Source organism: Streptomyces sp. NPDC002680, assembly GCF_042889145.1.
Lineage (GTDB): Bacteria > Actinomycetota > Actinomycetes > Streptomycetales > Streptomycetaceae > Streptomyces > Streptomyces adonidis.
Window position 1 is genome coordinate 208,786 of record NZ_JBIAQP010000016.1, and the last position, 26,628, is coordinate 235,413.

Annotated in this window: 23 protein-coding genes; 12 read left to right on the forward strand and 11 right to left on the reverse strand. The window is 71.1% G+C overall.

Features of this window, described 5'->3' with window-relative positions; translation table 11 throughout:
- Window positions 1–93: 93 nt before the first annotated feature.
- Complete coding sequence (locus ACFYXF_RS36200; protein ID WP_389356189.1) at window positions 94–1,572, forward strand: 3' terminal RNA ribose 2'-O-methyltransferase Hen1; 1,479 nt, start codon at window positions 94–96, stop codon at window positions 1,570–1,572.
- Window positions 1,569–4,136 (forward strand): polynucleotide kinase-phosphatase, encoded by a 2,568-nt coding sequence (locus ACFYXF_RS36205; RefSeq protein ID WP_389356190.1) that lies wholly within the window; start codon window positions 1,569–1,571, stop codon window positions 4,134–4,136. Before ACFYXF_RS36200 ends, ACFYXF_RS36205 begins: the two co-directional genes overlap by 4 nt.
- A 124-nt stretch (window positions 4,137–4,260) precedes the next feature.
- Here the strand turns inward: ACFYXF_RS36205 and ACFYXF_RS36210 are convergent, their stop codons facing one another.
- The 3 genes from ACFYXF_RS36210 to ACFYXF_RS36220 all read right to left on the reverse strand — a co-directional run bounded on the left by ACFYXF_RS36210 (window position 4,261) and on the right by ACFYXF_RS36220 (window position 7,251).
- Complete coding sequence (locus ACFYXF_RS36210; protein ID WP_389356191.1) at window positions 4,261–5,214, reverse strand: prolyl oligopeptidase family serine peptidase; 954 nt, start codon at window positions 5,212–5,214, stop codon at window positions 4,261–4,263.
- 130 nt (window positions 5,215–5,344) lie between these two features.
- The gene (locus ACFYXF_RS36215; protein WP_389356192.1) at window positions 5,345–6,247 is read right to left on the reverse strand and encodes a hypothetical protein; all 903 of its coding nucleotides are present in this window, start codon (window positions 6,245–6,247) and stop codon (window positions 5,345–5,347) included.
- Window positions 6,244–7,251: an SPFH domain-containing protein gene (locus ACFYXF_RS36220; protein WP_389356193.1), complete on the reverse strand. Its 1,008-nt coding sequence runs from the start codon at window positions 7,249–7,251 to the stop codon at window positions 6,244–6,246. The genes ACFYXF_RS36215 and ACFYXF_RS36220 overlap by 4 nt, the downstream gene beginning before the upstream one ends.
- 182 nt (window positions 7,252–7,433) lie before the next feature.
- Between ACFYXF_RS36220 and ACFYXF_RS36225 the strand changes: the two genes are divergently transcribed.
- Window positions 7,434–8,660 (forward strand): arginine deiminase, encoded by a 1,227-nt coding sequence (locus tag ACFYXF_RS36225; RefSeq protein ID WP_369029416.1) that lies wholly within the window; start codon window positions 7,434–7,436, stop codon window positions 8,658–8,660.
- A 101-nt stretch (window positions 8,661–8,761) separates the two neighbouring features.
- Window positions 8,762–9,772, forward strand: a complete 1,011-nt coding sequence (gene argF / locus ACFYXF_RS36230) for an ornithine carbamoyltransferase (protein ID WP_389356194.1) — start codon at window positions 8,762–8,764, stop codon at window positions 9,770–9,772.
- A gap of 184 nt (window positions 9,773–9,956) precedes the next feature.
- Here the strand turns inward: argF and ACFYXF_RS36235 are convergent, their stop codons facing one another.
- Window positions 9,957–10,412, reverse strand: a complete 456-nt coding sequence (locus tag ACFYXF_RS36235; RefSeq protein ID WP_389356195.1) for an ATP-binding protein — start codon at window positions 10,410–10,412, stop codon at window positions 9,957–9,959.
- Between the two features lie 263 nt (window positions 10,413–10,675).
- Here ACFYXF_RS36235 and ACFYXF_RS36240 point away from each other — a divergent pair, with 263 nt between their 5' ends.
- Window positions 10,676–11,506: an enoyl-CoA hydratase family protein gene (locus ACFYXF_RS36240; protein ID WP_389356196.1), complete on the forward strand. Its 831-nt coding sequence runs from the start codon at window positions 10,676–10,678 to the stop codon at window positions 11,504–11,506.
- Entirely contained in the window at window positions 11,491–13,878 is a 2,388-nt protein-coding gene (locus ACFYXF_RS36245) for a bifunctional salicylyl-CoA 5-hydroxylase/oxidoreductase (RefSeq protein ID WP_389356197.1), read from the forward strand. Before ACFYXF_RS36240 ends, ACFYXF_RS36245 begins: the two co-directional genes overlap by 16 nt.
- Here the strand turns inward: ACFYXF_RS36245 and ACFYXF_RS36250 are convergent.
- The 5 genes from ACFYXF_RS36250 to ACFYXF_RS36270 all read right to left on the reverse strand — a co-directional run bounded on the left by ACFYXF_RS36250 (window position 13,862) and on the right by ACFYXF_RS36270 (window position 19,313).
- The gene (locus ACFYXF_RS36250; protein WP_389356198.1) at window positions 13,862–15,136 is read right to left on the reverse strand and encodes a sulfate adenylyltransferase subunit 1; all 1,275 of its coding nucleotides are present in this window, start codon (window positions 15,134–15,136) and stop codon (window positions 13,862–13,864) included. The genes ACFYXF_RS36245 and ACFYXF_RS36250 overlap by 17 nt on opposite strands.
- 2 nt (window positions 15,137–15,138) lie before the next feature.
- The gene (cysD, locus tag ACFYXF_RS36255) at window positions 15,139–16,041 is read right to left on the reverse strand and encodes a sulfate adenylyltransferase subunit CysD (RefSeq protein WP_389356199.1); all 903 of its coding nucleotides are present in this window, start codon (window positions 16,039–16,041) and stop codon (window positions 15,139–15,141) included.
- Window positions 16,038–16,607 (reverse strand): adenylyl-sulfate kinase, encoded by a 570-nt coding sequence (cysC, locus tag ACFYXF_RS36260; RefSeq protein ID WP_389356200.1) that lies wholly within the window; start codon window positions 16,605–16,607, stop codon window positions 16,038–16,040. The genes cysD and cysC overlap by 4 nt, the downstream gene beginning before the upstream one ends.
- 145 nt (window positions 16,608–16,752) lie before the next feature.
- Entirely contained in the window at window positions 16,753–17,568 is an 816-nt protein-coding gene (locus ACFYXF_RS36265) for a PaaX family transcriptional regulator C-terminal domain-containing protein (protein WP_389356201.1), read from the reverse strand.
- A gap of 80 nt (window positions 17,569–17,648) precedes the next feature.
- The gene (locus ACFYXF_RS36270) at window positions 17,649–19,313 is read right to left on the reverse strand and encodes an AMP-binding protein (RefSeq protein ID WP_389356202.1); all 1,665 of its coding nucleotides are present in this window, start codon (window positions 19,311–19,313) and stop codon (window positions 17,649–17,651) included.
- Between the two features lie 186 nt (window positions 19,314–19,499).
- On the opposite strand from ACFYXF_RS36270, the gene ACFYXF_RS36275 reads away from it, so the two are divergent.
- A complete protein-coding gene (locus ACFYXF_RS36275) occupies window positions 19,500–20,639 on the forward strand; it encodes an acyl-CoA dehydrogenase family protein (RefSeq protein ID WP_389356203.1) in 1,140 nt (379 codons plus the stop codon).
- Window positions 20,636–21,037 (forward strand): RidA family protein, encoded by a 402-nt coding sequence (locus ACFYXF_RS36280; RefSeq protein ID WP_389356204.1) that lies wholly within the window; start codon window positions 20,636–20,638, stop codon window positions 21,035–21,037. Before ACFYXF_RS36275 ends, ACFYXF_RS36280 begins: the two co-directional genes overlap by 4 nt.
- An 18-nt stretch (window positions 21,038–21,055) precedes the next feature.
- On the opposite strand, the gene ACFYXF_RS36285 is transcribed toward ACFYXF_RS36280, so the two are convergent.
- Window positions 21,056–21,244 (reverse strand): DUF5999 family protein, encoded by a 189-nt coding sequence (locus ACFYXF_RS36285; protein WP_105968663.1) that lies wholly within the window; start codon window positions 21,242–21,244, stop codon window positions 21,056–21,058.
- A 303-nt stretch (window positions 21,245–21,547) separates the two neighbouring features.
- On the opposite strand from ACFYXF_RS36285, the gene ACFYXF_RS36290 reads away from it, so the two are divergent.
- Window positions 21,548–21,988 carry a DUF6299 family protein gene (locus ACFYXF_RS36290; protein ID WP_389356205.1) on the forward strand — a complete coding sequence of 147 codons (441 nt, stop codon included), beginning with the start codon at window positions 21,548–21,550 and terminating at the stop codon, window positions 21,986–21,988.
- A gap of 43 nt (window positions 21,989–22,031) precedes the next feature.
- On the opposite strand, the gene ACFYXF_RS36295 is transcribed toward ACFYXF_RS36290, so the two are convergent.
- Complete coding sequence (locus ACFYXF_RS36295) at window positions 22,032–23,396, reverse strand: aminopeptidase P family protein (RefSeq protein WP_389356253.1); 1,365 nt, start codon at window positions 23,394–23,396, stop codon at window positions 22,032–22,034.
- A gap of 218 nt (window positions 23,397–23,614) precedes the next feature.
- Here ACFYXF_RS36295 and ACFYXF_RS36300 point away from each other — a divergent pair, with 218 nt between their 5' ends.
- From ACFYXF_RS36300 to ACFYXF_RS36310, 3 genes are all read left to right on the forward strand, one after another.
- Window positions 23,615–24,787: an NAD(P)/FAD-dependent oxidoreductase gene (locus ACFYXF_RS36300; protein WP_389356206.1), complete on the forward strand. Its 1,173-nt coding sequence runs from the start codon at window positions 23,615–23,617 to the stop codon at window positions 24,785–24,787.
- Entirely contained in the window at window positions 24,784–25,101 is a 318-nt protein-coding gene (locus ACFYXF_RS36305) for a (2Fe-2S)-binding protein (RefSeq protein WP_389356207.1), read from the forward strand. The genes ACFYXF_RS36300 and ACFYXF_RS36305 overlap by 4 nt, the downstream gene beginning before the upstream one ends.
- An 88-nt stretch (window positions 25,102–25,189) precedes the next feature.
- The gene (locus ACFYXF_RS36310) at window positions 25,190–26,575 is read left to right on the forward strand and encodes an FAD-dependent oxidoreductase (RefSeq protein ID WP_389356208.1); all 1,386 of its coding nucleotides are present in this window, start codon (window positions 25,190–25,192) and stop codon (window positions 26,573–26,575) included.
- The last annotated feature ends 53 nt before the right edge of the window (window positions 26,576–26,628 follow it).

The window sequence follows — 26,628 nt, forward strand, 5'->3', positions numbered from 1 at the left end:
TCAGGGGCCATGGCCGCCGAGGCGCGCTCATCCACTGCCGTGGCGGCCCCGCGCCGTCCGGCGGTACAGACGCCGTTTCGAGGTACAACCACCGTGTTCCTGACGATCAGCACCACCGGCACCCCCGAACGCCCCGCGACCGACCTCGGGTACCTGCTGCACAAGCATCCCGACAACGCGCAGACGTTCTCCACCTCCTACGGCACCGCGCACGTCCTCTACCCAGAGGCGTCCGCCGAGCGCTGCACGGCCGCGCTGCTGCTGGAGGTCGACGCGGTGGCACTGGTCCGGCGCGGCAAGGGCAAGGGGCGCGGCGGCGCACCCGACGCGGCACTCGCGCAGTACGTCAACGACCGCCCGTACGCGGCCTCCTCGCTGCTCGCGGTCGCGCTCAGCGCCGTGTTCAGCAGCGCGATGAAGGGCCAGTGCCGGGCGAAGCCCGAACTCCCTGACCAGGCACGTCCGTTGCGTATCGAGGTGCCCGCGGTCCCGGCCCGGGGCGGCGTGGACCTCGTACGCAGCCTCTTCGAGCCGCTCGGCTGGACGGTGACGGCCGAACCGGTCGCGCTGGACCCGGAGTTCCCGGAGTGGGGCGACTCGCGGTACGTGCGTCTCGTTCTCGAATCGGAGAGGCTGACCCTCGCCGAGGCGCTGCGCCACCTGTACGTCCTGCTGCCGGTCCTCGACGACGCCAAGCACTACTGGGTCGCGCCCGACGAGGTCGACAAACTGCTGCGGGCCGGCGAGGGCTGGCTGCCCGAGCACCCGGAGCAGAAGCTGATCACCAGCCGCTATCTGTCCCGCCGTTGGTCGCTCACCCGGCAGGCGATGGAGCGGCTGGAGCTGGTCCGGCTGGCCGAGACCGACGACAGCGAGGTCGAGGAGATCGACAACGCGGTCGAGGACGAGACGGAGGTGGAGGAGAGGCCCACCCCGCTCGCCGTACAGCGCCGGGACGCGATCGTCGCCGCGCTGAAGGGCTCCGGGGCCGCCCGGGTCCTCGATCTCGGGTGCGGACAGGGCCAGTTGGTGCAGGCGCTGCTCAAGGACACCGCGTTCACCGAGATCGTCGGTGTCGATGTGTCGATGCGCGCGCTCACCATCGCCTCGCGGCGGCTGAAGCTGGACCGGATGGGCGAACGGCAGGCGGCGCGCGTCCAGTTGCTCCAGGGCTCGCTCGCCTACACCGACAAGCGGCTCAAGGGGTACGACGCCGCCGTACTGTGCGAGGTCGTCGAACACCTCGACCTGCCTCGCCTGCCCGCCCTGGAGTACGCGGTGTTCGGCGCGGCCCGTCCTCGCACGGTCCTCGTGACGACGCCGAACGTCGAGTACAACGTCCGCTGGGAGACCCTCCCGGCCGGCCACAGCCGCCACAGCGACCACCGCTTCGAGTGGACGCGGGAGGAGTTCCGGGCGTGGGCGGCCACGGTGGCCGAACGGCACGGCTACGAGGCGGAGTTCGTGCCGGTCGGCCCGGACGACCCGGAGGTCGGCCCGCCCACGCAGATGGCCGTATTCACGATGAAGACCGAGACCGCCAACAAGGAGAAGGAGGCGAACGCAGCATGAGCAACGTCGAGAGCGCCGAGAACGTCGAGAACAAGGGACGTGTGCTGCCCGTCACCGACCTCTCCCTCGTCGTCCTGATCGGGGCGTCCGGCTCGGGCAAGTCCACTTTCGCCCGGCGGCACTTCAAGCCGACCGAGGTCATCTCCTCGGACTTCTGCCGAGGCCTGGTCGCCGACGACGAGAACGACCAGAGCGCCAGCGGGGACGCCTTCGACGTCCTGCACTACATCGCGGGCAAGCGGCTCGCGGCGGGCCGCCGTACGGTCGTCGACGCGACCAACGTCCAGGAGGGCAGCCGGAAGCAGCTGATCGAGCTGGCCCGGCAGTACGACGTCCTGCCCATCGCCATCGTGCTCGACGTGCCCGACGACGTGTGCGCCGAACGCAACGCCTCCCGCACCGACCGGGCCGACATGCCCCGCCGGGTCATCCACCGGCACATCCGCGAACTCCGCCGCTCCCTGCGCCACTTGGAGCGCGAGGGGTTCCGGAAGGTGCACGTCCTGCGTGGAGTGGAGGAGATCGAGGGCGCCGAGATCCGCACCGAGAAGCGCTACAACGACCTGACCCACCTCACCGGCCCCTTCGACATCATCGGCGACATCCACGGCTGCGCGGCCGAACTGGAGTCCCTGCTCGGCAAGTTGGGCTACGAGGACGGCGTGCACCGGGCCGGCCGTACGGCCGTCTTCGTGGGCGACCTCGTCGACCGGGGCCCGGACAGCCCGGGCGTGCTGCGCCGTGTGATGTCCATGGTCGGCACGGGCAACGCGCTGTGCGTGCCCGGCAACCACGAGAACAAGTACGGCCGCTTCCTCAAGGGCCGCAAGGTCCAGCACACGCACGGCCTCGCCGAGACCATCGGGCAGATGGAGGAGGAGAGCGACGAATTCCGGTCCCAGGTACGGGAGTTCATCGACGGACTGGTCAGCCACTACGTCCTCGACGGCGGCCGGCTGGTGGTCTGCCACGCCGGACTGCCCGAGAAGTACCACGGCCGTACGTCCGGCCGGGTGCGCTCGCACGCGCTGTACGGCGAAACGACCGGGGAGACCGACGAGTTCGGCCTGCCGGTGCGCTACCCCTGGGCGGAGGACTACCGGGGCCGGGCGGCCGTCGTATACGGCCACACACCCGTGCCCGAGGCGAGCTGGCTGAACAACACCATCTGCCTCGACACCGGTGCCGTCTTCGGCGGCAAGCTGACCGCGCTGCGTTGGCCGGAGCGGGAGTTGGTCGACGTACCGGCGGAGCAGGTCTGGTACGAGCCGGTCAGGCCGCTGCGTGCGGAGGCGCCGGGCGGGCACGACGGCCGGCCGCTGGACCTGGCGGACGTGCACGGCCGCCGGGTCGTCGAGACGCGCCACGCGGGCCGGATCACGGTCCGCGAGGAGAACGCGGCGGCTGCCCTGGAGGTCATGAGCCGTTTCGCGGTGGACCCGCGGCTGCTGCCGTACCTGCCGCCGACGATGGCTCCGACGGCGACCTCGCACGAGGACGGCTACCTGGAGCACCCGGCGGAGGCGTTCGAGCAGTACCGGGCGGACGGGGTCGAGCGGGTCGTGTGCGAGGAGAAGCACATGGGGTCGCGGGCGGTGGTGCTGGTGTGCCGTGACGGGGAAGTGGCTCGGAAGCGGTTCGGTGTGGATGCCGAGGGTGTGACGGGTGCGCTGTACACCCGTACCGGGCGGCCGTTCGTCGACGACCCGACGACGACCGAGGAGATCCTCGGGCGGGTGCGGGCGGCGGCTGACACGGCGGGTCTTTGGGAGGAGCTGGGCACCGACTGGCTGCTGCTGGACGCCGAGTTGATGCCGTGGTCGCTGAAGGCGTCCGGGCTGCTGCGGTCGCAGTACGCGGCGGTGGGCGCCGCGTCGGGGGCGGTGTTCCCGGGAGCACTGGCTGCCCTGGAGGGCGCTGCGGCTCGGGGCGTCGACGTGGGTGACCTGCTGACCCGTCAGCGCGAACGGGCGTCGGACGCCTCGGCGTTCACGGCGGCCTACCGGCGCTACTGCTGGCCGACGGAGGGGCTGGACGGGGTCCGGCTGGCCCCCTTCCAGATCCTGGCGACCGAGGGCCGCAGCCTGGCCGGGCTGCCGCACGACGAGCAACTCGCCCTGCTGGACCGGCTGGTGGAGCACGACGGTACGGGGCTGCTGCAGACGACGCGTCGGCTGTACGTCGACACGGGGGACGCGGAGTCCGTGCGGGCAGGCGTGGACTGGTGGCTGGAGATGACCGGGCGCGGTGGTGAGGGCATGGTCGTGAAGCCGCTGGGTGGTGTCGTGCGCGACGGCAAGGGGCGGCTTGTGCAGCCCGGCATCAAGTGCCGGGGGCGGGAGTACCTGCGGATCATCTACGGGCCGGAGTACACGCGGCCCGAGAACCTTGCCCGGCTGCGGGGGCGGTTCCTGAACCACAAGCGGTCGCTGGCGATCAGGGAGTACGCGCTGGGGTTGGAGGCGCTGGACCGGCTGGCGGAGGGGGAGCCGCTGTGGCGGGTGCACGAGGCGGTGTTCGGGGTGTTGGCGCTGGAGTCCGAGCCGGTGGACCCGCGGCTGTAGCGGGTACGTCCGGCAGGGTCCTGCCCGGGGCATGTACCGCCTGTGCCCCGCACCGCCCGCACCGCCCGCGACTCGCGCCACGTCGCGGGCGGTGCGGGCGGTGCGGGCGGTGCGGGCGGTGCGTCTAAGACCCGAGCGCTCGGGAGAGAAAGGCCAGAGCCGGGGCTTCCGCGGTACGCATGAACGCCGGGTCCTCGTGGCCGGCGCCGGGGAGGATGGTCAGCGTCGCGACCGCGCCGGCCTTCGTCAGCGAGTCGTGGAGGTCGCGTGAGTGCTGCGGCAGTACAACACAGTCGGCGGCTCCGTGTGCGATCAGGAAGGGAGGCAGTGTCCGCCCACTCGCGATGTAGGTGCCGGGATCCTTCGCCCGGTCGGGCTTCCCCGGCAGATCCGACAACTCCGCGGCTCCGAACCAGTCGACGACGGCCTGCACGGCGCTGGACACGTCGGCGTGGCCCAGCGCCGGGTCGTCGAACACTGTGTGTTGGCCCGCCGTGAGGGCGAGCATGATGGCCGAGTAGCCCCCGGCGGAGTTGCCCCAGGCCGCGAACCGGTCCGGGTCGAGGTGGTAGCGGGCCGCGTTGGCCCGCAGGAAGCGCACGGCGGCCTTGGCGTCCTGGACCGCCGTGACGGGATTTCGGGTGAGCCGGTAGTTGATGGCGGCCACCGCGTAGCCCTTGGCGTTCAGCGCCGCGACATCGGGCACCTGCACCTGGACGATGTCACGGCAGTCGGCGGGCTGCGGCAGACTCGCGGACGGGTCGGGGAAGGTGGCGGCGGAATTCTTGTCGCCGACCCGCCAGCCGCCGCCGTGGATCCAGATGACCAACGGCGCCGGGCGGGCCGTGGATTCCGGCAGGTACAGGTCGAGCCGTTCCTGGGGCGACGCTTCGGCGTACGCCAGATCGGAGATCGTCGACGCCGGGGACGCACTGTCGGCAGGCGAGCTATTGGCAGGCGAATTGTCGTCCGCCGGTGAGGCGGGGGCTGTGCACGCACCGAGCGCCAGGACCGCCGCGGCGGCGGGGAGAAGGACGGGCCACCGACGAGCCGGAGCGGCGAGAGCCAGAAGCTTCATGTCGTCATCATCGGGGCTCGAACAGGCGTTGGGTAGCTGTAACCGGACGCAGCGTCAGAAGTCGCAAGTCGGAAACGGGACCCGATGCGCTTCGGCACCCGGGAAGGGCGGCGGAGACGAGGCCTCCGCGTCAGCCCACCAACCGCAGCCTCTGCCCACCCACCCCCACCCGAACCGTCTGCCCCCACGTCAACTCCACCGCGTCGCTCTCGATCCCGTCCCCGAAAGCGATCAGCCGTTCGGACTCCACCGTGAGGGTCAGCCGGCCCCCAGCCCCCAGCTCGCCCGCGACCAACGACGTCCCGGTCGCCGGAGACGGCCACGCCTCCCGTACGAACCACACCAGCCGGTCCTCCGTCGGACCCGGCAGGCGCGGCCCGGCGCTGCCCCGTTCCTGCCACACCGACCGCAACCACCCACTCGCTCCGGTCCCCGTCCCCACCAGCACCCCGGACGAGGCCTGGGCCTCGACGACACCCCTGTCGTCGTCGAGGCTCAGGCGGTAGCGGGCGGTCTGGTGACCGGCGGCGCCGAGGTAGATCTCGTTGAGGGCCAGCAGCCGTTGGGTGTCGTCGGCGACCGCCTCGACCATGGTCAGTTCGGAGACACCTGTTGCCGTCGCGAGTGCCGACGGGAGGAGCACCCGAGCATCCGCCGGGCGGTGGCGTACCAGGACGCCCGGATTGCGGCCGGGGTCCGTGTCGATGCCCACCACCGGCTGCCCGGCCAGGTACTTGGCGACGTTCGCCACCAGCCCGTCCTGCCCGACCACGACGACCACGTCCTCGGGCGCGAAGAGGAAGCGGTCCAAGTCGGCCCGTTCCACCTGTGTCTGACGCCATGTCAGGGGAATCGCCGCCGTCACCTCCGCCATGGACCGGCGAGTGCGGTGGTGGCGCTCGGCCACCTCCTCGATGTCCCGTCCCCGGGAGCGGAGAAAGAAGGCGGCCTGGCCGTGCGTGCCGTGCCGGGCCACCAACTCCTCGTACTCCGTGGTGCGATGGACCAGGACGGCCCGCGGCGCCAGACTCACTCCTGAACTCCCTGAACTCCCAGCCTGGCGAGCAGGCCGGTCAGTACGTCAGGCGACACCGTCACGCTGTCGATCCGGGGCAGGTTCTCCGCGAGCCGCGTGCCCGTCAGGGCGTGCAGCAGCGCCACATCCGCGTCGGCGTGGGCACGCAGCCACGCCGCCTGGGCCTCTGCCCGTGCCTCGCCCACGCCCCGCACGCTCGCGGCCTCCGCCTCCGCCAGCCGTACCACTCGCGCAGCCTCCGCGTCCGCCCGTACGGCGTCGGCCGCCGCGTACTCCTCGGCCTCCCGGCGGGCGTTCGTACCCCGCTGGTCGACCAACTGCTCCTCCCTCCGGGCGAGTTCGATCTGGCTGGCCAGTTCGTTCTCGGCGATGGTCCGCTCGCGTTCCACGGCCACCGCTCGGCGTTCGTACGTCGCCCGGTCGGCCTCCTGCTGGATCTGCTCGCGGGCGGGGGTGCGCAACGCCCGCTCCACCTCGGGTTCCGGGCGCAGCGCCACCACGCGTACGGCCACCACCTCGATGCCCGTGGCCGGCAGGCGCGGCTCGGCGCCCAGCCCCGCCGCGACCCGTTCCCGTACCGACGCCACCCCGTCGACCAGCGCGGCCGACAACGGCGTACGGGCCAGGACGTCCAGGGCGTGCTGCTGGGCCGTCTCCGTCAGCAGCGTCGCCAGTTGCTCCAGGGGCGCGCCCCGCCACACGCCCGTGTCCGGGTCGACGGAGAAGTCGAGGCGGGCGGCGGCGAGGGCGGGGTCGCTGACGCGGTAGGTGACGGTCGCCTGGACCGCCACGTCCTGGAAGTCGGACGTACGGGCATGGAAGGTCATCGCCAACTCCCGGTCGTCGACCGGGACTTCGGACAGCGTGGCGGTCAGTGCGCGGAACCAGAAGCTGAGCCCGGGACCGTCGTGCGCCAGCCGGCCGGAGCGTTGGTGGCGGATGTGGGCCGTGGGCGTGCCCCGCAGATGGCGCCAGCCGAGGCGCCGGGTGATGTCGGCCATGTGTCTGTCGTCCCTCCGCAGCACTTTTCGTCAAGTAGACGATATTTGATCCATCCGCTTATCGTCAAGAGGACGAGATGGGGGAGTGGTGGGCGAGCGGTGTGGCGAGGGTTATCCCGCACATCCGCCGTATATGTGCCGACCAGTGGGTGAACGCGATGCGGAGTGGTCAGGATGGGGGTATGGGATTCCATGTCGACTCCGAGGCCGGGCGGCTGCGCCGCGTCATCCTGCACCGGCCGGACCTAGAGCTCAAAAGGCTCACCCCCAGCAACAAGGACGCCCTTCTCTTCGACGACCTCCTGTGGGTGCGCCGGGCGCGTGCCGAGCACGACGGTTTCGCCGACGTCCTGCGCGACCGGGGCGTCGCCGTCCACCTCTTCGGCGACCTGCTCACCGAGGCCCTGGCGATCCCGGTGGCCCGGACGCTCGTACTGGACCGGGTCTTCGACGAGAAGGAGTACGGTCCGCTCGCCACCGACCATCTCCGGGCCGCCTTCGAGAACCTGCCCGCCGCCGAGCTGGCCGAGCTGCTCATCGGCGGCATCACCAAGCGCGAGTTCCTCGCCGCGCACGCGGAGCCGACCTCCGTCCGCTTCCATGTCATGGAGCTGGACGACTTCCTCCTCGGCCCCCTCCCCAACCACCTCTTCACCCGCGACACGTCCGCCTGGATCTACGACGGCGTCTCCATCAACGCGATGCGCTGGCCGGCCCGGCAGCGGGAGACCGTGCACTTCGAGGCGATCTACCGGCACCACCCCCTCTTCCGTGACGAAACCTTCCGCCTCTGGTCGGAGGGGCAGGCGGACTACCCCTCCACCATCGAGGGCGGGGACGTGCTCGTCATCGGCAACGGCGCCGTACTGATCGGCATGAGCGAGCGCACCACGCCCCAGGCGGTCGAGATGCTCGCGCACAAGCTCTTCGCCGCCGGGTCCGCCGAGACGATCGTGGCGCTCGACATGCCCAAGCGACGCGCGTTCATGCACCTCGACACCGTGATGACGATGGTCGACGGGGACACCTTCACCCAGTACGCAGGGCTAGGCATGCTCCGTTCGTACACGATCGAACCGGGCGTCGGGGACAAGGAGTTGAAGGTCACCGACCATCCGCCGGAGCACATGCATCGGGCGATCGCCGCCGCGCTCGGGCTGAGCGAGATCCGCGTCCTGACCGCGACCCAGGACGTGCACGCGGCCGAGCGCGAGCAGTGGGACGACGGCTGCAACGTCCTCGCGGTCGAGCCGGGTGTGGTCGTCGCGTACGAGCGCAACGCGACCACGAACACGCATCTGCGGAAGCAGGGCATTGAAGTGATAGAGATCCCGGGCAGTGAGCTGGGGCGGGGGAGGGGCGGGCCGCGGTGCATGAGCTGCCCGGTGCAGCGGGACGCGGTGACCTAGGAGACCCAGGAGAAATCTGGCCGTATATAAATGTAAGGAGTCGTATAGACTTCCAGTCGTCTGTGTCATGTACGTACTGCCGGATCACTTGGAGCGCCCCCATGGCGACTGTCCCGACCGCCCTCGCCGGGCGCCACTTCCTCAAGGAGCTGGACTTCACCGAGGAGGAGTTCCGTGGGCTGCTCGATCTCGCCGCGGAGCTGAAGGCGGCGAAGCGGGCCGGGACCGAGACGCGGTATCTGGCGGGCAGGAACATCGCGCTGATCTTCGAGAAGACCTCGACGCGTACGCGCTGCGCGTTCGAGGTCGCCGCGGCGGATCAGGGGGCCTCGACGACGTACCTCGACCCGTCGGGCTCGCAGATGGGGCACAAGGAGTCGGTGAAGGACACGGCCCGGGTGCTCGGGCGGATGTACGACGGGATCGAGTTCCGGGGGGACAGTCAGGCGGCGGTCGAGGAACTGGCGGCGTACGCGGGCGTGCCTGTGTTCAACGGCCTGACGGACTCCTGGCACCCCACCCAGATGCTGGCCGACGTACTGACGATGATCGAGCACGGCGGCGGCAAGCCGTTGCGGGAGATCGCCTTCGCCTACCTCGGCGACGCCCGCTTCAACATGGGGAACTCGTATCTGATCACCGGTGCGCTGCTCGGCATGGACGTACGGATCGTCGCGCCGCGGGCGTACTGGCCCGCCGAGGAGGTCGTCGCCGACGCGCGGAAGCTGGCGGAGGCGAGCGGGGCACGGGTGACGTTGACGGAGTCGGTGCCGGAGGGTGTGCTCGGTGTCGACTTCGTCGCGACCGACGTGTGGGTGTCGATGGGGGAGCCGAAGGATGTGTGGGCGGAGCGGATCGCTGCGCTGGCTTCGTATGCGGTGACGATGGATGTGCTGCGGGCGACGGGGAACGCGGATGTGAAGTTCCTGCACTGTCTGCCGGCGTTCCATGACCTCGGTACGAAGGTCGGGCGCGAGATATTCGAGACGTACGGTCTGGAGTCGCTGGAGGTCACGGACGAGGTGTTCGAGTCGGCACACTCCGTCGTCTTCGACGAGGCGGAGAACCGGCTGCACACGATCAAGGCGGTACTGGTCGCGACGCTGGCGTGAGGGGTTTCTTCGCCCCCGCCGCCCCTACCCGTCCCATCCTCGGGGGCGCTGCCCCCGAACCCCCGCTCCTCAAACGCCGGAGGGGCTGGACAGTCAGCCCGTCCGGCGTTTGAGGACAAAGGGGGGTCTGGGGGCGCAGCCCCCAGAAGGATGGGACGGGTAGGGGCGGCAGGGGCGAAGAAAGCTACGACCGGCCATGCCACTGTGCCGGCACCACCGGCACCCTGAACCACACCGCCTTGCCCGACTCCGTGGCCCGGTGGCCGCAGGACGAGCTGAGTGTGCGGATCAGCAGCAGGCCCCGGCCATGCTCCTGCCAGGGATCCGGCTCCTCCGACACCGGCCGCGTCAGATTCCCCGGCGGCGCCGGATCGGGATCGTGCACCTCAACCTGGCAGCTGGTCGGCATCAGCTCCACCACCAGCTCTATCGGCGCATCCCCCGCCGTGTGCTCCACAGCGTTCGCCACCAGCTCCGCGGTGAGCAGCTCCGCCGTGTCGCAGTCCGCCGCCGCGTGTTCCAGCTCGGCCAGGGCCGTACGGACCAGCGCACGGGCGACGGGCACCGCCGCGGCGGTGTGCGGCAGTGCGATACGCCAGGAGGCGGGGGCGGAGGGTTCTTGCAAGGCGGTTCCGTTCATGGAGCAGGCTGTCCTGCTTTCAACAATAGGAATGGTACGGCGAGGTCGGTCAGAGGCTTTTGTCGGGTTGCCGCGCGGGACCTTCGGCCCCGCTCACCGTTCGGCTTACCCAGACCAACGGCCCGTCTCCCACAACCCCTCCCACTGTTACCGCCTTATTGACACCTCGTGACGGGACAGGGTCACCGAAACAGACCGCGTGACCCCACCATCTCTATCGCGCACTCATGACGACAGTCATGGATGAGTGATAACTTCGAATGGTGAGTCCTTTCACCGGCTCGACCCCCCGCACCTCCACCTGGCACCACCTCCGCCTCGACCTCGCCCCCACCGGCGTGGCCACCGTCACCCTCGCCCGCCCCGAGAAACTCAACGCCCTCACCTTCGGCGCCTACGCCGACCTCCGCGACCTGCTCGCCGAGCTGTCCCGGGAGCGGTCCGTACGGGCGCTGGTGCTGGCCGGAGAGGGCCGCGGCTTCTGCTCGGGCGGCGACGTCGACGAGATCATCGGCGCGACCCTGTCCATGGACACCGCCCAGCTGCTCGACTTCAACCGGATGACTGGCCAGGTCGTGCGGGCCGTACGGGAGTGCCCGTTCCCGGTGATCGCGGCGGTGCACGGCGTGGCGGCGGGCGCCGGCGCGGTCCTCGCCCTGGCCGCCGACTTCCGCGTCGCCGACCCCTCCGCCCGCTTCGCCTTCCTCTTCACCCGGGTCGGCCTCTCCGGCGGCGACATGGGCGCCGCCTATCTGCTGCCCCGCGTCGTCGGACTCGGCCACGCGACCCGCCTCCTGATGCTCGGCGAACCGGTACGCGCCCCCGAGGCCGAGCGCATCGGCCTGATCAGCGAACTGACGGACGAGGGCCGCGCCGACGAGGCCGCCCAGACCCTGGCCCACCGCCTGGCAGAGGGCCCGGCCCTGGCATACGCCCAGACCAAAGCCCTCCTCACCGCCGAACTGGACATGCCCCTGGCAGCAGCGGTGGAACTGGACGCCGCGACTCAGGCTCTGCTGATGACGGGCGAGGACTACAGGGAGTTCCACGCCGCGTTCACAGAGAAACGCCGTCCCAAATGGAGCGGACGGTGACCGCGCCTACCCCAGGGGCGCGGGGAACTGCGCGACCAGCCACAGCGCTGCCGCACCCGCCAACGACGACCAGCCACCCCCAACGCATAGCGATCATCGGCGGCGGCCCCGGAGGCCTCTACGCCGCCGCCCTCCTCAAACGCCTCGACCCCACCCGCAAAATCACCCTCTGGGAACGCAACGCCCCAAACGACACCTTCGGCTTCGGAGTAGTCCTCTCCGACGAAACCCTCGGCGGCATAGAACACGCCGATCCCGCCGTATATGAAGCCCTGCAACAACACTTCACCCGCTGGGACGACATCCACATCGTCCACCGCAACACCCACCACACATCCGGAGGCCACGGCTTCGCCGCCCTAGGCAGACAACAACTCCTGGAGATCCTCCACACCCGCTGCCGCGAACTAGGCGTAGAGCTCCGCTTTCGCACCGAGGCCCCGTACCCCGCCTGGCTGGCGGAGACGTACGACCTGGTCATCGCAGCCGACGGAGTCCACAGCGCCACCCGAGAGGCCTACGCCCAGGAGTTCCGCCCCCGCCTGACCACCCACCGCTGCCGCTACCTCTGGCTCGCCGCCGACTTCGCCTTCGACGCCTTCCGCTTCGAGATCGCGGAGACGGAGCACGGCGTGATGCAGCTCCACGGATACCCGTACGCCCCCGACGCCTCGACCGTGATCGTCGAGATGCGGGAGGAGGTATGGCGGGCAGCAGGCTTCAACGAGAACGAGAACGAGAACGAACCGGACACAGCCGCCGCTTCCATCGACCGCTGCGCGAAAATCTTCGCCGACGCCCTCGGCGGACGCCCCCTGCGCGCGAACAAGTCCACCTGGACCACCTTCCGCACGGTCGTCAACGACCGCTGGTCCCACGGCAACGTCGTCCTCCTCGGCGACGCCGCCCACACCGCCCACTTCTCCATCGGCTCCGGCACCAAGCTCGCCGTCGAGGACGCCCTCGCGCTCGCCGCCTGTCTGGAGGAGCGGCCGACGCTCGCCGAGGCGCTGGCGGCGTACGAGGAGGAGCGGCGGCCTGTCGTCGCCTCCACGCAGCGGGCGGCCCGCGCCAGTCTGGAGTGGTTCGAGAACCTGCCCCTCTACCTCGACCAGCCGCCCCGGCAGTTCGCTTTCAACCTCCTCACCCGCAGCCGCCGTGTCACCCACGACAACCTGCGGCTGCGCGATCCGCACTTCACCGCCGCCGTGGAACGGGAGTTCGGCTGCCCGCCCGCCACCCCACCGATGTTCACGCCCTTCCGGCTGCGCGAACTGACCCTCCGCAACCGCGTCGTCGTGTCCCCCATGGACATGTACTCGGCCACCGACGGCGTCCCCGGCGACTTCCACCTGGTCCACCTGGGCGCGAGAGCGCTGGGCGGCGCCGGGCTTGTGATGACAGAGATGGTGTGCGTGAGCCCCGAGGGGCGTATCACCCCGGGCTGCGCCGGCCTTTACACCGACCAACAGGCGGAAGCCTGGCAGCGAATAGCCACGTTCATCCACTCCCAGGCCCCCGGCACCGCACTTGGCGTCCAGCTCGGCCACTCGGGCCGCAAGGGCTCGACGAAGCTGATGTGGGAGGGCATGGACGAGCCGCTGGCGGGCGACGGCAACTGGCCGCTCGTCGCCGCCTCCCCGATCCCGTACCGACCCGACAGCCAGACCCCGCACGAACTCACCCGCACCCAACTCACCGCCATCCGCGAGGAGTTCGCCGCAGCCGCTCGTCGAGCCGCCGACGCGGACTTCGATCTCCTCGAACTCCACTGTGCCCACGGCTACTTGCTCTCCGGCTTCCTCTCCCCGCTCACCAACCAGCGCACGGACGCGTACGGCGGCCCGCTCGCCGCCCGGCTCCGCTTCCCCCTCGAAGTCTTCGACGCCGTACGGGAGGTGTGGCCGGAGGACCGCCCCATGACCGTCCGTATCTCGGCCACCGACTGGGCCAGCGGCGGTACGACGGCCGAGGACGCCGTCGCGATCGCGCGCGCCTTCGTCGCCCACGGCGCCGATGCCATCGACGTCTCGACCGGGCAGGTGGTGGCCGACGAGCGCCCGGAGTACGGCCGTTCGTACCAGACCCCGTTCGCCGACCGGATCCGCCACGAGACCGGCGCCCCGGTGATCGCGGTCGGCGCGATCTCCTCCTGGGACGACGTCAACTCCCTGATCCTGGCGGGCCGTACGGACCTGTGCGCGCTGGCCCGCCCCCATGTCTACGACCCGAACTGGACCCTGCACGCGGCGGCCGAGCAGGAGTACGAGGGTCCGGGCGTCGTCTGGCCGGCGCCGTACCGCGCGGGCAGCCGACGCCCCCGCACCGGACGCACCGACGCCCCCAAACCCCGGCTCACACTGGGAAGTTGACCCCTGTCCCCACAGTTGCCTCGGCCATCCCTGCCGTCAGCGTCGAGCCGTCCGCCGGGTCGACCAGCAGGAACGCACCCGTTCGGCGGGACACCGCGTAGTCGTCGAGGGCGAGCGGCTCGGCGGTGCGCAGGATGACGCGGCCCAGGTCGTTCGCCGCCAACTCGGCCGCCCCGCCAAGGTCCTTGACCACGGCCTTGACCGTACGGGTCGTGTGCTTCACCAGGACCCGGTCGCCGACGCGCAGCGGGCGGTCGGTGAGATGGCAGACGGATGCGCGGACGTCCTGCGTGAGCGCGGGCGCGTCCACACCGGCGGTGAGCATGTCCCCGCGCGAGACGTCCCGTTGGTCGGCCAGGCGGATGCTGATCGACTGGGGTGCGTACGCGGCCGGGGCCGCCGTACCCAGCACGTCGATGCCGGTGATCTCGGAGGTCTCCCCGGACGGATGGACGGTCACCCGGTCGCCGACCCGCAGCGAGCCGGACACCAACTGCCCGGCGTAGTGGCGGACTTCGGCATGCCGGATCACGTACTGGACGGGGAAGCGGGCCGGGGCGTCGGCCGGGTCGCCGCCCACCGGGACGTTCTCCAGGTGGTCGAGGAGCGCCGGGCCGCCGTACCAGTCCATGTGGGTGGAGGGGTCCACGACGTTGTCCCCGGCGAGCGCCGAGACAGGGATCGGGGTGAAGCCGCCCACGCCCAACTCACCTCCCAACTCATCCGCGTACGCGGCGAATTCGGCGACGATCCGGTCGAACCGCTCCTCCTCGTACCCCACCAGGTCCATCTTGTTGACGGCCAGCACGATGTGCGGGACCCGCAGCAGGGCCGCCACGGCCGCGTGCCGGCGGGTCTGCTCGACCACGCCGTTGCGGGCGTCGACGAGGATGATCGCCAGGTCGGCCGTCGACGCTCCGGTGACCATGTTGCGGGTGTACTGCACGTGGCCTGGCGTGTCGGCGAGGATGAACCGGCGCTTCGGGGTGGCGAAGTAGCGGTACGCCACGTCGATGGTGATGCCCTGTTCGCGCTCGGCGCGCAGGCCGTCCGTCAGCAGGGCCAGGTCGGGAGCGTCCTGCCCACGGCTCGCCGAGACCCGCTCCACGGCCTCCAACTGGTCGGCGAGCACCGACTTGGAGTCGTGCAGCAGCCGGCCGACCAGGGTGGACTTGCCGTCGTCGACGGAACCGGCCGTCGCGAACCGCAGCGTGTCGATCGTGACAGCCGTATCGATGGTGTCGATGGTGCTGCTCATGGCTAGAAGTACCCCTCGCGCTTGCGGTCTTCCATCGCGGCCTCGGACATCTTGTCGTCGGCGCGGGTGGCACCCCGCTCGGTGAGCCGGGACGCGGAGATCTCCGCGATCACGGCGTCGAGCGTGCCCGCGTCGGAGTCGACGGCACCCGTGCAGGACATGTCGCCGACGGTCCGGTACCGCACCCGGCGCTTCTCGACGGCCTCGCCCACCCGTGGCCCGCCCCACTCACCGGCGGTCAGCCACATGCCGCCCCGCCGGAACACCTCGCGGTAGTGGGCGAAGTAGATCTCGGGCAGCTCGATGTCCTCGCGGGCGATGTACTGCCAGACGTCCAGCTCGGTCCAGTTGCTGAGCGGGAAGACCCGTACGTGCTCGCCTGGCGCGTGGCGCCCGTTGTACAGGTTCCACAACTCCGGGCGCTGCCTGCGCGGGTCCCACTGCGAGAACTCGTCCCGCAGCGAGAAGACGCGCTCCTTGGCCCGGGCCTTCTCCTCGTCCCGGCGACCGCCACCGAAGACCGCGTCGAACCGCTCGCTCTGGATCCTCTCCGTCAACGGCACGGTCTGGAGCGGATTCCGCGTCCCGTCCGGCCGCTCCCGCAGCACACCCCGGTCGATGTAGTCCTGCACGGAGGCCACATGCAGCCGCAGACCGTGAGCCGCCACCACCCGGTCGCGATACGCGAGCACCTCGGTGAAGTTGTGCCCGGTGTCCACATGCAGCAGCGGGAACGGGACCGGGGCCGGAGTGAACGCCTTGAGCGCCAGATGCAGCATGACGATCGAGTCCTTGCCGCCGGAGAAGAGAATCACCGGCCGCTCGAACTCCCCCGCCACCTCACGGAAGATGTGCACCGCCTCGGACTCCAGCGCGTCCAAATGAGACAGCCCGAACTCGCTCACACGAGCCCCCGCTCCGCCAGCACCGCGTACACCGCGTCCGCCGACTCCGCCGGGGTCTGGTCCTGCGTCCGCAGGGTCAGCGCCGGGTCCTCCGGCGGCTCGTACGGGTCGTCGACGCCGGTCAGACCGGTCAATCGGCCCGCCGCCTGCCGGGCGTACAGGCCCTTCACGTCCCGCTCGCTGCACACCTCGACCGGAGTCGCGACATGGACCTCGATGTACGGCGTCCCGCTCGCGTCGTGCCGTTTGTGGACGGCCTCACGGCTGTCGGCGTACGGGGCGATCACCGGGACGACCGACAGGACGCCGTTGCGGGCGAGCACCTCGGAGACCAGGCCGATGCGCTGGACGTTGGTGTTGCGGTCCTCGCGGGAGAAGCCGAGGCCGGCGGAGAGGAAGCGGCGGATCTCGTCGCCGTCGAGGACCTCCACCCGGTGCCCCTCGGCGCGCAGCCGGTCGCCGAGCAGCTGGGCGATCGTCGTCTTGCCCGCGCTCGGCAGCCCGGTGAGCCAGACAGTGGCTCCCTGAGCCCTGGTCGGTCCTGTGGGCCTGGCCGTGGTGGTCATACGCAACAGTCCTCGTCTCTCTCCCGGCGTGCGGCCCCACGGACGCTAGGTAAGAAACTTGAGAAGAGGCGAAGAGGAAGCTGAGGGTTCCGTTAGTGACACCTGATGTGGCTGAGGTCACACGCGGCTGAACACGTCCCTCGCATCACAGCCCCACGAACCCCGCCCCCGCGTCCCGCAGCCGGGCGTGCAGCGCCTGGAAGACGGCCGCCGAGCGGACGCCCGGCCAGTCCGCCGGGAGGAGGTGGGCGGGCAGGCCCGGGTCGGTGTACGGCAGATGGCGCCAGGAGTCCAGGGCCAGCAGATAGTCGCGGTACGCCTCCTCGGGCGGGGTGTCCTCGCGCTTGTCCCAGTTGTGCAGCACGGGCGCGTGGCGGTCGAGGAACGCCTCGTGCTCCTTGGCGATCGCGGCCAGGTCCCACCAGCGGGACACCGCCTCGACCGTCGCCGCGAAGCCCAGGTGCTCACCGCGGAAGAAGTCGACGTACGGGTCGAGGCGCAGTCGCTCCAGGGTGTGCCGGGTCTCCTCGTAGAGGCGCGCCGGGGCGATCCACACGCCCGGGGTCGCCGTGCCGAAGCCCAGTCCGGCCAGGCGGGAACGGAGGACATGGCGCTTCTGGCGCTCCGACTCGGGGACGGAGAAGACGGCCAGTACCCAGCCCTCGTCGTGCGGCGGGGGAGCGGCGGCGTACACGCGGCGGTCGCCGTCGTCGAGCAACTGGCGGGCGTCCGGCGAGAGTTCGTAGCCGGCCGCGCCCTGTGCCGTTCGGGCGGGCAGGAGCAGGCCGCGCCGCTTCAGCCGGGACACGGAGGACCGTACGGAGGGCGCGTCGACGCCGACTGCGGCGAGGAGCCGGATCAGCTCGGCGACGGGTACCGGGCCGGGCATGAAACGGCCGTACGCGCCGTAGAGCGTGACGATGAGGGACCGAGGGGCGTGCTGTTCGGACACGTTGATCATTTTAGGCCGCCGGGATCACTGGTTGTCGCCATTTCCGCTGGTCAACTACCTCCGGTGGTTGATTTCTGGTCAAGATCACTTCATGTGCGGGGCTGTGCCGGGTCGGTGCGCAGCCGGAAGCGCTGGAGCTTGCCGGTCGCCGTCCGGGGCAGCGCGTCCAGGAAGACGATCTCGCGCGGACACTTGTACGGCGCCAGCTCCTCCTTGACGTACGCGCGCAGCGCCTCCGCGTCCCGCCGCGCACCCTCCCTGAGCACCGCGTACGCCACCACGACCTGCCCGCGCGCCTCGTCGGCCCGCCCCACCACCGCCGTCTCCACGACGTCCGGATGGCGCAGCAGTGCCTCCTCGACCTCCGGGCCCGCGATGTTGTACCCGGCCGAGATGATCATGTCGTCCGCCCGTGCCACGTACCGGAAGTACCCGTCGCCCTCCCGGACATACGTGTCCCCGGTGATGTTCCACCCGTCCCGCACATATGTGCCCTGGCGCGGATCGGCGAGATAGCGGCAGCCGACCGGACCGCGCACCGCGAGCAGCCCGGGCGTGCCGTCGGGCACCGGATCGCCGTTCTCGTCCTGCACGCGCGCGTGCCACCCGGGCACCGGCACCCCGGTCGTGCCGGGCCTGATGTCCTGGTCGGCCGCCGAGATGAAGATGTGCAGCAGCTCGGTCGCGCCGATGCCGTTGATCAGCCGCAGCCCGGTGCGCTCGTACCAGGCCTGCCAGGTGGCGGCGGGCAGGTTCTCGCCCGCCGACACACACCGGCGCAGCGAGCCGGTGTCGTGCGCGTCCAGCCCGTCGAGCATCGCCCGGTACGCCGTCGGGGCCGTGAACAGCACCGAGACGCCGTGCTCGGCGATGGCCGGCAACAGCTGTTTGGGGCTCGCCTGTTCGAGGAGGAGCGTGCTGGCCCCGGCCCGCATCGGGAAGACCACGAGACCGCCGAGCCCGAAGGTGAAACCGAGCGGTGGACTGCCCGCGAACACGTCGTCCGCGCGCGGTTTCAGTACGTGCCGCGAGAACGTGTCGGCGATGGCGAGCACATCCCGGTGGAAGTGCATACACCCTTTCGGGCGACCGGTGGTGCCGGACGTGAAGGCGATCAGCGCCACGTCGTCGGCCGCGGTGTCTACGGCGGGGTACGGGGTGCCGGGCACCGGACGGTTCAGCAGGTCGTCGAGGCCGTCACCGCCGTACGGCACGATCCGCAGCCCCGGTATCCCGGCCTTGGCGAGGTCGTCGAGGGCCCGGATGTCGCACAGGGCGTGCCCTATCCGGGCCATCTGGCACATCGTGCTCAGTTCCTGCGGACGCTGCTGGGCCAATACGGTGACCGCGACCGCGCCCGCCTTCAGCACCGCCAGCCAGCAGGCCGCGAGCCATGGTGTGGTCGGGCCGCGCAGGAGGACCCGGTTGCCGGGTACCACCCCGAGGTCCCGGGTGAGGACGTGCGCGACCCGGTCGACCCGGGTGCGCAGCTCGCCGTACGTCCACACCTCGCCGGCGGCGGTACGGAACACCGGGCGTCCGGGGGCGGAGCCGGCGCCGTCCAGCAGCTCGGCCGCGCAGTTCAGCCGGTCGGGGTAGCGCAGCTCGGGCAGGTCGAAGCGGAGGCCGGGCCACTGGTCCGGGGGCGGGAGGCTGTCGCGCGCGAAGGTGTCGACGTGGGCCGAGGGAACCCGCCGCGCGGGATCGGCGCGGTCCTCGGGAACCCTGCCGTACCCGGGGTGCCTGGGACGCATGGGGTGCATGGGATCCATGGCGGTTCGCCCCCTTGCCGTGGTGGGCGTAGTGGTGGGCCGGGGCCTGTCCTGCGCTGTTCTGCACTGTCCTGCACAAGGAGCGTATCGTGTTGGTGACGGCAGTCAACGGTGCGCGATACCGTCGGGAAGGGGTCGTGGACGACGGCCTCGGAGGGAGGACCGGCGATGCCCGCATTCTCACTCGAACCGGGACAGGCCGCCTGGTGTGCCGAGCTGCGCACGCTGGCCGCCGACCGGCTGCGCCCGATCGCCGAGAAGGGCGAACCAGGCCACGTCAACCGTCCCCTTGTCGCCGAACTCGGCCAACTCGGGCTGCTCTCCCGGCTGTTCACCTCCGGCGCGCTCGACCTGTGCCTGATGCGGGAGTCCCTCGCCCACTCCTGCACCGAGGCGGAGACCGCCCTCGCCCTCCAGGGCCTCGGCGCCCATCCGGTCCACGCCCACGGCACCCCGGCCCAGCGCGCACGCTGGCTGCCCCGGGTGAGCGAGGGCAGCGCGGTGGCCGCCTTCGCGCTGAGCGAGCCGGGCGCGGGCTCCGACGCGGCGGCCCTGTCCCTCACGGCCGCCCCCGACGGCCCCTCCGGCTGGCGCCTGACCGGCGAGAAGTGCTGGATCTCCAACGCCCCCGAGGCCGACTTCTACACCGTCTTCGCCCGTACGACAGCGGGCGCCGGGGCCCGTGGAGTGACGGCCTTCCTCCTCCCCGCCGACCGGCCCGGCCTCACCGGCACCGCCCTCGACATGCTCTCCCCGCACCCCATCGGCGCCCTCGCCCTCGACGCCGTACCGGTGACCGTGGACGACGTCATCGGCGAACCCGACCGCGGCTTCCGGGTCGCCATGGGCACACTCAACCTGTTCCGGCCGAGCGTCGGCGCCTTCGCGGTCGGCATGGCCCAGGCCGCCCTGGACGCGACCCTCGCCCACACCGCCCAACGGGACGCGTTCGGCGGCAAGTTGAAGGATCTCCAGGCCGTCGCCCACCAGGTCGCCGAGATGGCCCTGCGCACGGAGGCGGCCCGGCTGATGGTCTACGCGGCAGCGGCGGCGTACGACGAAGGCGCCCAAGGTGTCCCCGGGCGCGCCGCGATGGCGAAGCTGCTGGCCACCGAGACCGCGCAGTATGTCGTCGACGCGGCCGTCCAACTGCACGGCGCGCGGGCGCTGCGGCGCGGCCATCTCCTCGAACACCTCTACCGGGAGGTACGGGCACCGCGTATCTACGAGGGGGCGAGCGAGGTCCAACGGACGGTCATCGCCAAGGAGTTGTACAAGGAGTTGGACGAGGAGGTGCATGCCGGATGAGTGGTGCCGAGCGCGTCAACCCGGCCGGGCTGTCCCCGCCCGCCGGCTTCTCGCACGCCGTCGTCGCCACCGGCTCCCGGCTGGTGTTCCTCGCGGGACAGACCGCGCTCGACGCCGACGGGAAGGTCGTAGGGGACACGCTGGTCGAGCAGTTCGAGCGGGCCCTCGGGAATCTGCTCGCCGCACTGCACGCGGCCGGCGGTGCGCCCGCCGACCTGGCCCGGGTCACGGTGTACGCCACGGACGTCGCCGACTATCGCGCCCAGGCCCCTCAACTCGGCCGTGTCTGGAGGAGGTTGGCGGGGCGCGACTATCCGGCGATGGCGGTCGTCGGGATCGTACGGCTGTGGGACGAAGAGGCCCTGGTGGAGCTGGACGGCTTCGCGGTGCTGCCGTAGGAAGCCGTCAGAGGTTCCTCAGGCCGCGGTCGTCAGGCGGTGCGGGGAGACCACGCTGCCGTCGGGCAGCAGCTCGCCGGTGTCGTCGAAGACGATCGCGCCGTTGCACAGGAGGTTCCAGCCCTGCTCGGGGTGGAAGGCGACGATGTGCGCGGCGTCCCGGTCGGGGCGGTCGGCCGAGGGGCACGCGGGCTGGTGTGAACACATGGTGTGCCTCCGGATCGGATGCTGGTGCTCGGGTGCGGTGCTGCCTTGAGTCCTTGCGTCTTTGCGGCCTTGCTTCCTTGCCGGTTCTGACGATGCCCGTGCCGGGGGCCCGGCGCCAAGTCGTGGCGGGGAAGCGTGACAGCACGCGGACGTGCTGTGACACCACTCTGACAATTCCGCCGTTCCGAGAAGATCCGAAAAGCGGGGCAGTCGGCGTGCACGACTCGCCGACGAAGGGGTGATGATCACGCGCGCGGGCGCGTGGGGCCAGTACCTGTGGAGTCCCCCCAAGGAGGTTTCCCCATGTCTGTTTCCTTCCGGTCCCTCTCCCGTGCCGCCGCCGTCGCCGCCGGTGCCGCGCTGCTGACCGTGTCCCAGGCCGCGACCCCCGCGGCCGCCGACGAGGGCTTCGACCAGGTCACGGTCGAGTCCGGCAGCATCACCCCCGACGGCGAACTCACCCTCGCCGGCAGCTACCGCTGCCTCAGCACCGGCGGCTCCGTCCGCGTCGCCGCCGCGATCGAGCGCGGCGAGAACGTCTGGCACGGCCTGGACAGCATCCCCGCGAGCTGTGACGGCTCCTGGCACCAGTGGTCGAACACCAAGGCCACCGAGCCGGGCGCGTACGAGCCCGGCCCGGCGCGGGTGAAGACCAGCCTGGTGGAGTTCCGCCGCTCGGGCTTCATCCCGCTGCCGACGGTCCACTCGGAGCAGATCCAGGAAGTCGTCCTCACCCAGGCCTGATCGGCACGCCCCGCGCAACAGGGCTGACGGGGGCCGGCCGGTGCTACGCGCCGCCGGTCAGCCCCCGCATCCATTCCTCGACCTCGTCGGACGTACGGGGCAGCCCGGCCGACAGGTTCTCGTGGCCGTCGGCCGTCACCAGGATGTCGTCCTCGATCCGGACGCCGATGCCCCGGTACTCCGCCGGCACGGTCAGGTCGTCCGGCTGGAAGTACAGGCCCGGCTCGACCGTGAGGACCATGCCGGGTTCGAGGACGCCGTCGACATACAGCTCGGTCCGTGACTTGGCGCAGTCGTGCACGTCCAGGCCGAGCATGTGACCGGTGCCGGCCATGGTGAAGCGGCGCTGGAGGGCCAGCTCGTACACGTCGTCCGGGTCGCCCTCCAACAGGCCCCACTCGACGAGCTTCTCGGCCAGGTACCGCTGGGCGGCGACATGGAAGTCCCGGTACGCGGCACCGGGCTTGACCGTCCGGATGCCGGCTTCCTGGGCCTCGTACACCGCGTCGTAGATCTTGCGCTGGAGCGGGGTGAAGGTGCCGCTGATGGGGAGGGTGCGGGTGACGTCGGCGGTGTAGAGGGAGTTCGTCTCCACGCCCGCGTCGAGCAACAGCAGTTCCCCCGGACGGACTTCGCCGTCGTTGCGCTGCCAGTGCATGATCGTGGCGTGCTCGCCGGCCGCGCAGATCGAGCCGTAGCCGATGTCGTTGCCCTCAAGTCGGGCGCGGCGGAAGAAGGTTCCCTCGATCCAGCGTTCCGAGGTGGCGATCGCGGTCGCCAACTCCCGTACGACGTCCACGAATCCGCGTACGGTCGAGTCGACCGCCTTGCGCATCTCGCCGATCTCCCACGCGTCCTTCACCAGCCGCAGCTCGGACAGGACCGTCTTCAGCTCGGTGTCACGGTCCTCGTCCGTCGGTACGGCCGCTTCGAGTTCGGCGTCGTAGCCGCGCACGATCCGGGTGGGGACGGCGGGGGCCGCGCGCAGCTCGGCGACGGCCTCGCGGACGTCACGGCAGGGCAGGCCGAGGACCTGTTCGGCCTCGGCGAGGGAGTGGCGGCGGCCGACCCACAGCTCGCCCTTGGCCGCGCCCTGCCAGAACTCGCCGCTCTCCCGGTCGGAGCGGGGGAGGAGATAGGCGACGGCGTCATGGCCATCGGCGTCCGCACGGGGTTCGAGGACGAGGAGCGCGTCCACGGTCTGGTCGCCCGTGAGATGGACGTACTCGGTGGACGGGCGGAACGGGTAGTGGGTGTCGTTGGCGCGGACCTTGAGGTTGCCGGCCGGGACGATCAGACGCTCGCCGGGGAAGCGGGCGGAGAGGGCGGCGCGGCGCTCGGCGGCGTAGGGCGCCTGCTCGATGGGGCGCAGGTCCTGGAGTTCGGTGTCGGCCCAGCCGGTCGTCATCAGCTCGGCCAGCTGGGGGGAGACGGACGGGTAGAGGCGGTTCTTGCGGTCCTTGGTCTCGGCGGTTTCGTCGATCTCGGCGGTTTCGGTCGAATCCGTGGACACCTGTGGGCACCTTCTTCGTTTCGAGGTGAGGTCAGCAGCAGTCAGTCAGCAGCAGCAGCGAGTCGAGCCTAGGCGCCCTTGGCGAGAATAGGAACATGTGACATTGTACTGATGTGAGCAAGCGACTGACCTGCGATGTTGTGGTCATCGGCGCCGGAATGGTGGGCGCCGCCTGCGCCCTTTACCTCGCCCGGGCGGGCCTCGCGACCCTGGTCCTCGACCGGGGACCGGTGGCCGGCGGGACCACCGGTGCCGGTGAGGGCAATCTGCTCGTATCCGACAAGGAACCGGGGCCCGAGCTGGACCTCGCGCTGCTCTCCGCCCGCCTCTGGCACGACCTCGCCGCCGAGCCCGGCCTCGGCGGCGCCGTCGAGTTCGAGGCGAAGGGCGGGATCGTCGTCGCCTCCGACGCGGCAGGCATGGCCGCGCTGACCGGCTTCGCCGCCGGACAGCGGGCGGCGGGCGTCGAGGCCGAGACGGTCGACGCCGGTCAACTCGCCGACCTGGAACCGCACTTGGCCCCCAGTCTCGCGGGCGGTGTGCTGTATCCGCAGGACTGCCAGGTGATGCCCTCCCTCGCCGCCGCCCAGGTCGTCCGGGCGGCCCGGCGGGCCGGAGCCGAACTGCGCACCGGCACGGCCGTCACCGGCATCCTGCGCGCACCGGACGGCTCCGTGCGGGGTGTCCGGACGGCGGAGCACGGCGACATCCACGCCCCGGCCGTCGTCAACGCGGCCGGCACCTGGGGCGGCGAGGTCGCCGAGCTGGCCGGGGTGCACCTACCCGTGCTGCCCCGACGCGGCTTCGTCCTCGTCACCGAACCGCTGCCGTCCGGCACCGTCCGGCACAAGGTGTACGCCGCCGACTATGTCGCCGACGTGGCCAGCGGCGACGCCGGGCTCCAGTCCTCGGCGGTCGTCGAGAGCACGGCGGCGGGGCCGGTGCTGATCGGGGCCAGCCGCGAACGGGTCGGCTTCGACCGGACGTTCTCGCTGCCTGTCGTGCGGCGACTGGCCGCGCAGGCCACGGCACTCTTCCCGGTGCTCGGCAGTGTGCACGCGATGCGCGCCTACCTCGGTTTCCGGCCGTACATGCCGGACCATCTGCCGGCCATCGGGGCCGATCCCCGGGCGCCGGGGCTCTATCACGCGTGCGGTCACGAGGGGGCGGGGATCGGGCTCGCGGTCGGTACGGGGCAGCTGATCGCGCAGTCGTTGGCGGGCAAGACGCCCGATCTGGATCTCGCGCCGTTCCGTCCGGACCGCTTCGAGGAGGGCAATCAGTGAGACAGAGGACTCCGCTGGAGCTGGCCAGGGCCCACCCCGGGCCGCCCTTCAGCGTCACGGTCGACGGACACGAGACCGCCGCGCTGCCCGGTCAGACCGTCGCCGCCGTGCTCTGGTCGGCGGGCATCACCTCGTGGCGGAGCACCCGGGGCAGTGGTGCGCCGCGCGGGATCTTCTGCGGGATCGGGGTCTGCTTCGACTGCCTCGTCACCGTCAACGACCGGCCCAACCAGCGGGCTTGCCTGGTGCCGGCTGCACCCGGCGACGCGATCAGTACCCAGGAGGGCACGGGTCATGACGAACTCGGCGGCTGAGCGGGGCGCCCCGACAGGGGCGCGGGGAACTGCGCGACCAGCCCCCACCGGCCCGCAGCAGAAGAACTGCGCAACCCACGGAGCACTTGTGGTCATCGGCGCCGGTCCCGCAGGCCTCGCTGCCGCGCTGACCGCGGCCGACCTGGGCGTACGGGTCGTGCTGCTCGACTCGGGTGCGCAGGCGGGCGGGCAGTTCTACCGGCAGCCTGCTGCGGCGCTCAAGGCGCGCCGGCCGCAGGCCCTGCATCACGCCTGGGGCACCTGGGAGAAGCTGCGGGACCGGCTGGCGGCACATGTCGAGGCCGGTCGGGTCACTCATCTGGCGGACCGTCATGTCTGGTTCGTGGAGCGGGAGTTCGGCGGAGCCCGTCGCTTCGGCGTGCACGCCCTGCTCGGTCCCGCGCAGACCCGGTCGGAGACCGTCAGCGCCGACGCCGTCCTTCTCGCCACGGGCGGGTACGAGAAGGTACTGCCCTTCCCCGGCTGGACCCTCCCCGGTGTGGTCACCGCCGGTGGCGCCCAGGCGATGCTCAAGGGCGGGCTCGTCCTGCCGGGCCGTACGGCGGTCGTCGCCGGGACCGGGCCGCTGCTGATGCCGGTCGCGGCCGGGCTCGCCGCAGCGGGCGCCGAAGTCGCCGCGTACGTCGAGTCCACGCATCCCGCCGACTTCGTACGGCACACCGCGACACTCGCCGCCAACCCGGCGAAGATCGCCGAGGCCGCCCGGTACGCGGCCCAACTGCTGCGCCACAAGGTCCCGGTGACGGTACGTCACACCGTCGTCGCGGCCCATGGCACCGACCGCGTCGAGGCCGTCACCGTCGCCGCCCTGGACACCGGCGGCCGGGTACGGCCGGGCACGGAGCGGCGGATCGTCTGCGACACCCTGGCCGTGGGCCACGGCATGCTCGCGCACACCGACCTCGCCGAGAGCCTGGGCTGCGCGATCGACGCCACCGGTGATCCCTTCGTCGTCACCGACGCCGAGCAGCGCACCGACGTCGACGGTGTCTGGGCGGCGGGTGAGGCCACCGGTATCGGGGGAGCGGTGCTGGCGCTCGCCGAGGGGGAGATCGCCGGGGGCTCGATCGCCGCGCGGCTGGGGGGAGTTGAGCCTCGTCCTGCCGACTGGGCGGCTGCCGCCCGGACCCGTACCCGGCTGCGGAGGTTCTTCGCTGCCGTTGATACCGCGTACGCGCCGCCTGCGCACTGGGTGGAGCAGGTCGCCGATGACACCGTCGTATGCCGTTGCGAGGAGGTGACGGCTTCCGAAGTCCGGGAGGCCGTCGAGGAGTTGGGGGCGACGGATTTGCGTACCGTCAAGCTCCTCACTCGCGCTGGCATGGGGTGGTGTCAGGGGCGGGTCTGTGCGACCGGGGTCGCTGGGGTTGCCGGGTGTTCGGTGGGGGTGGCCAAGCGGCCGTTTGCTCGGCCCGTGCCGTTGGGTGTGCTGGCGAATGATCCCGATCGGTAGTGATGTGTCTGCAGGTCCGTTGTGGCTGGTCGCGCAGTTCCCCGCGCCCCTAA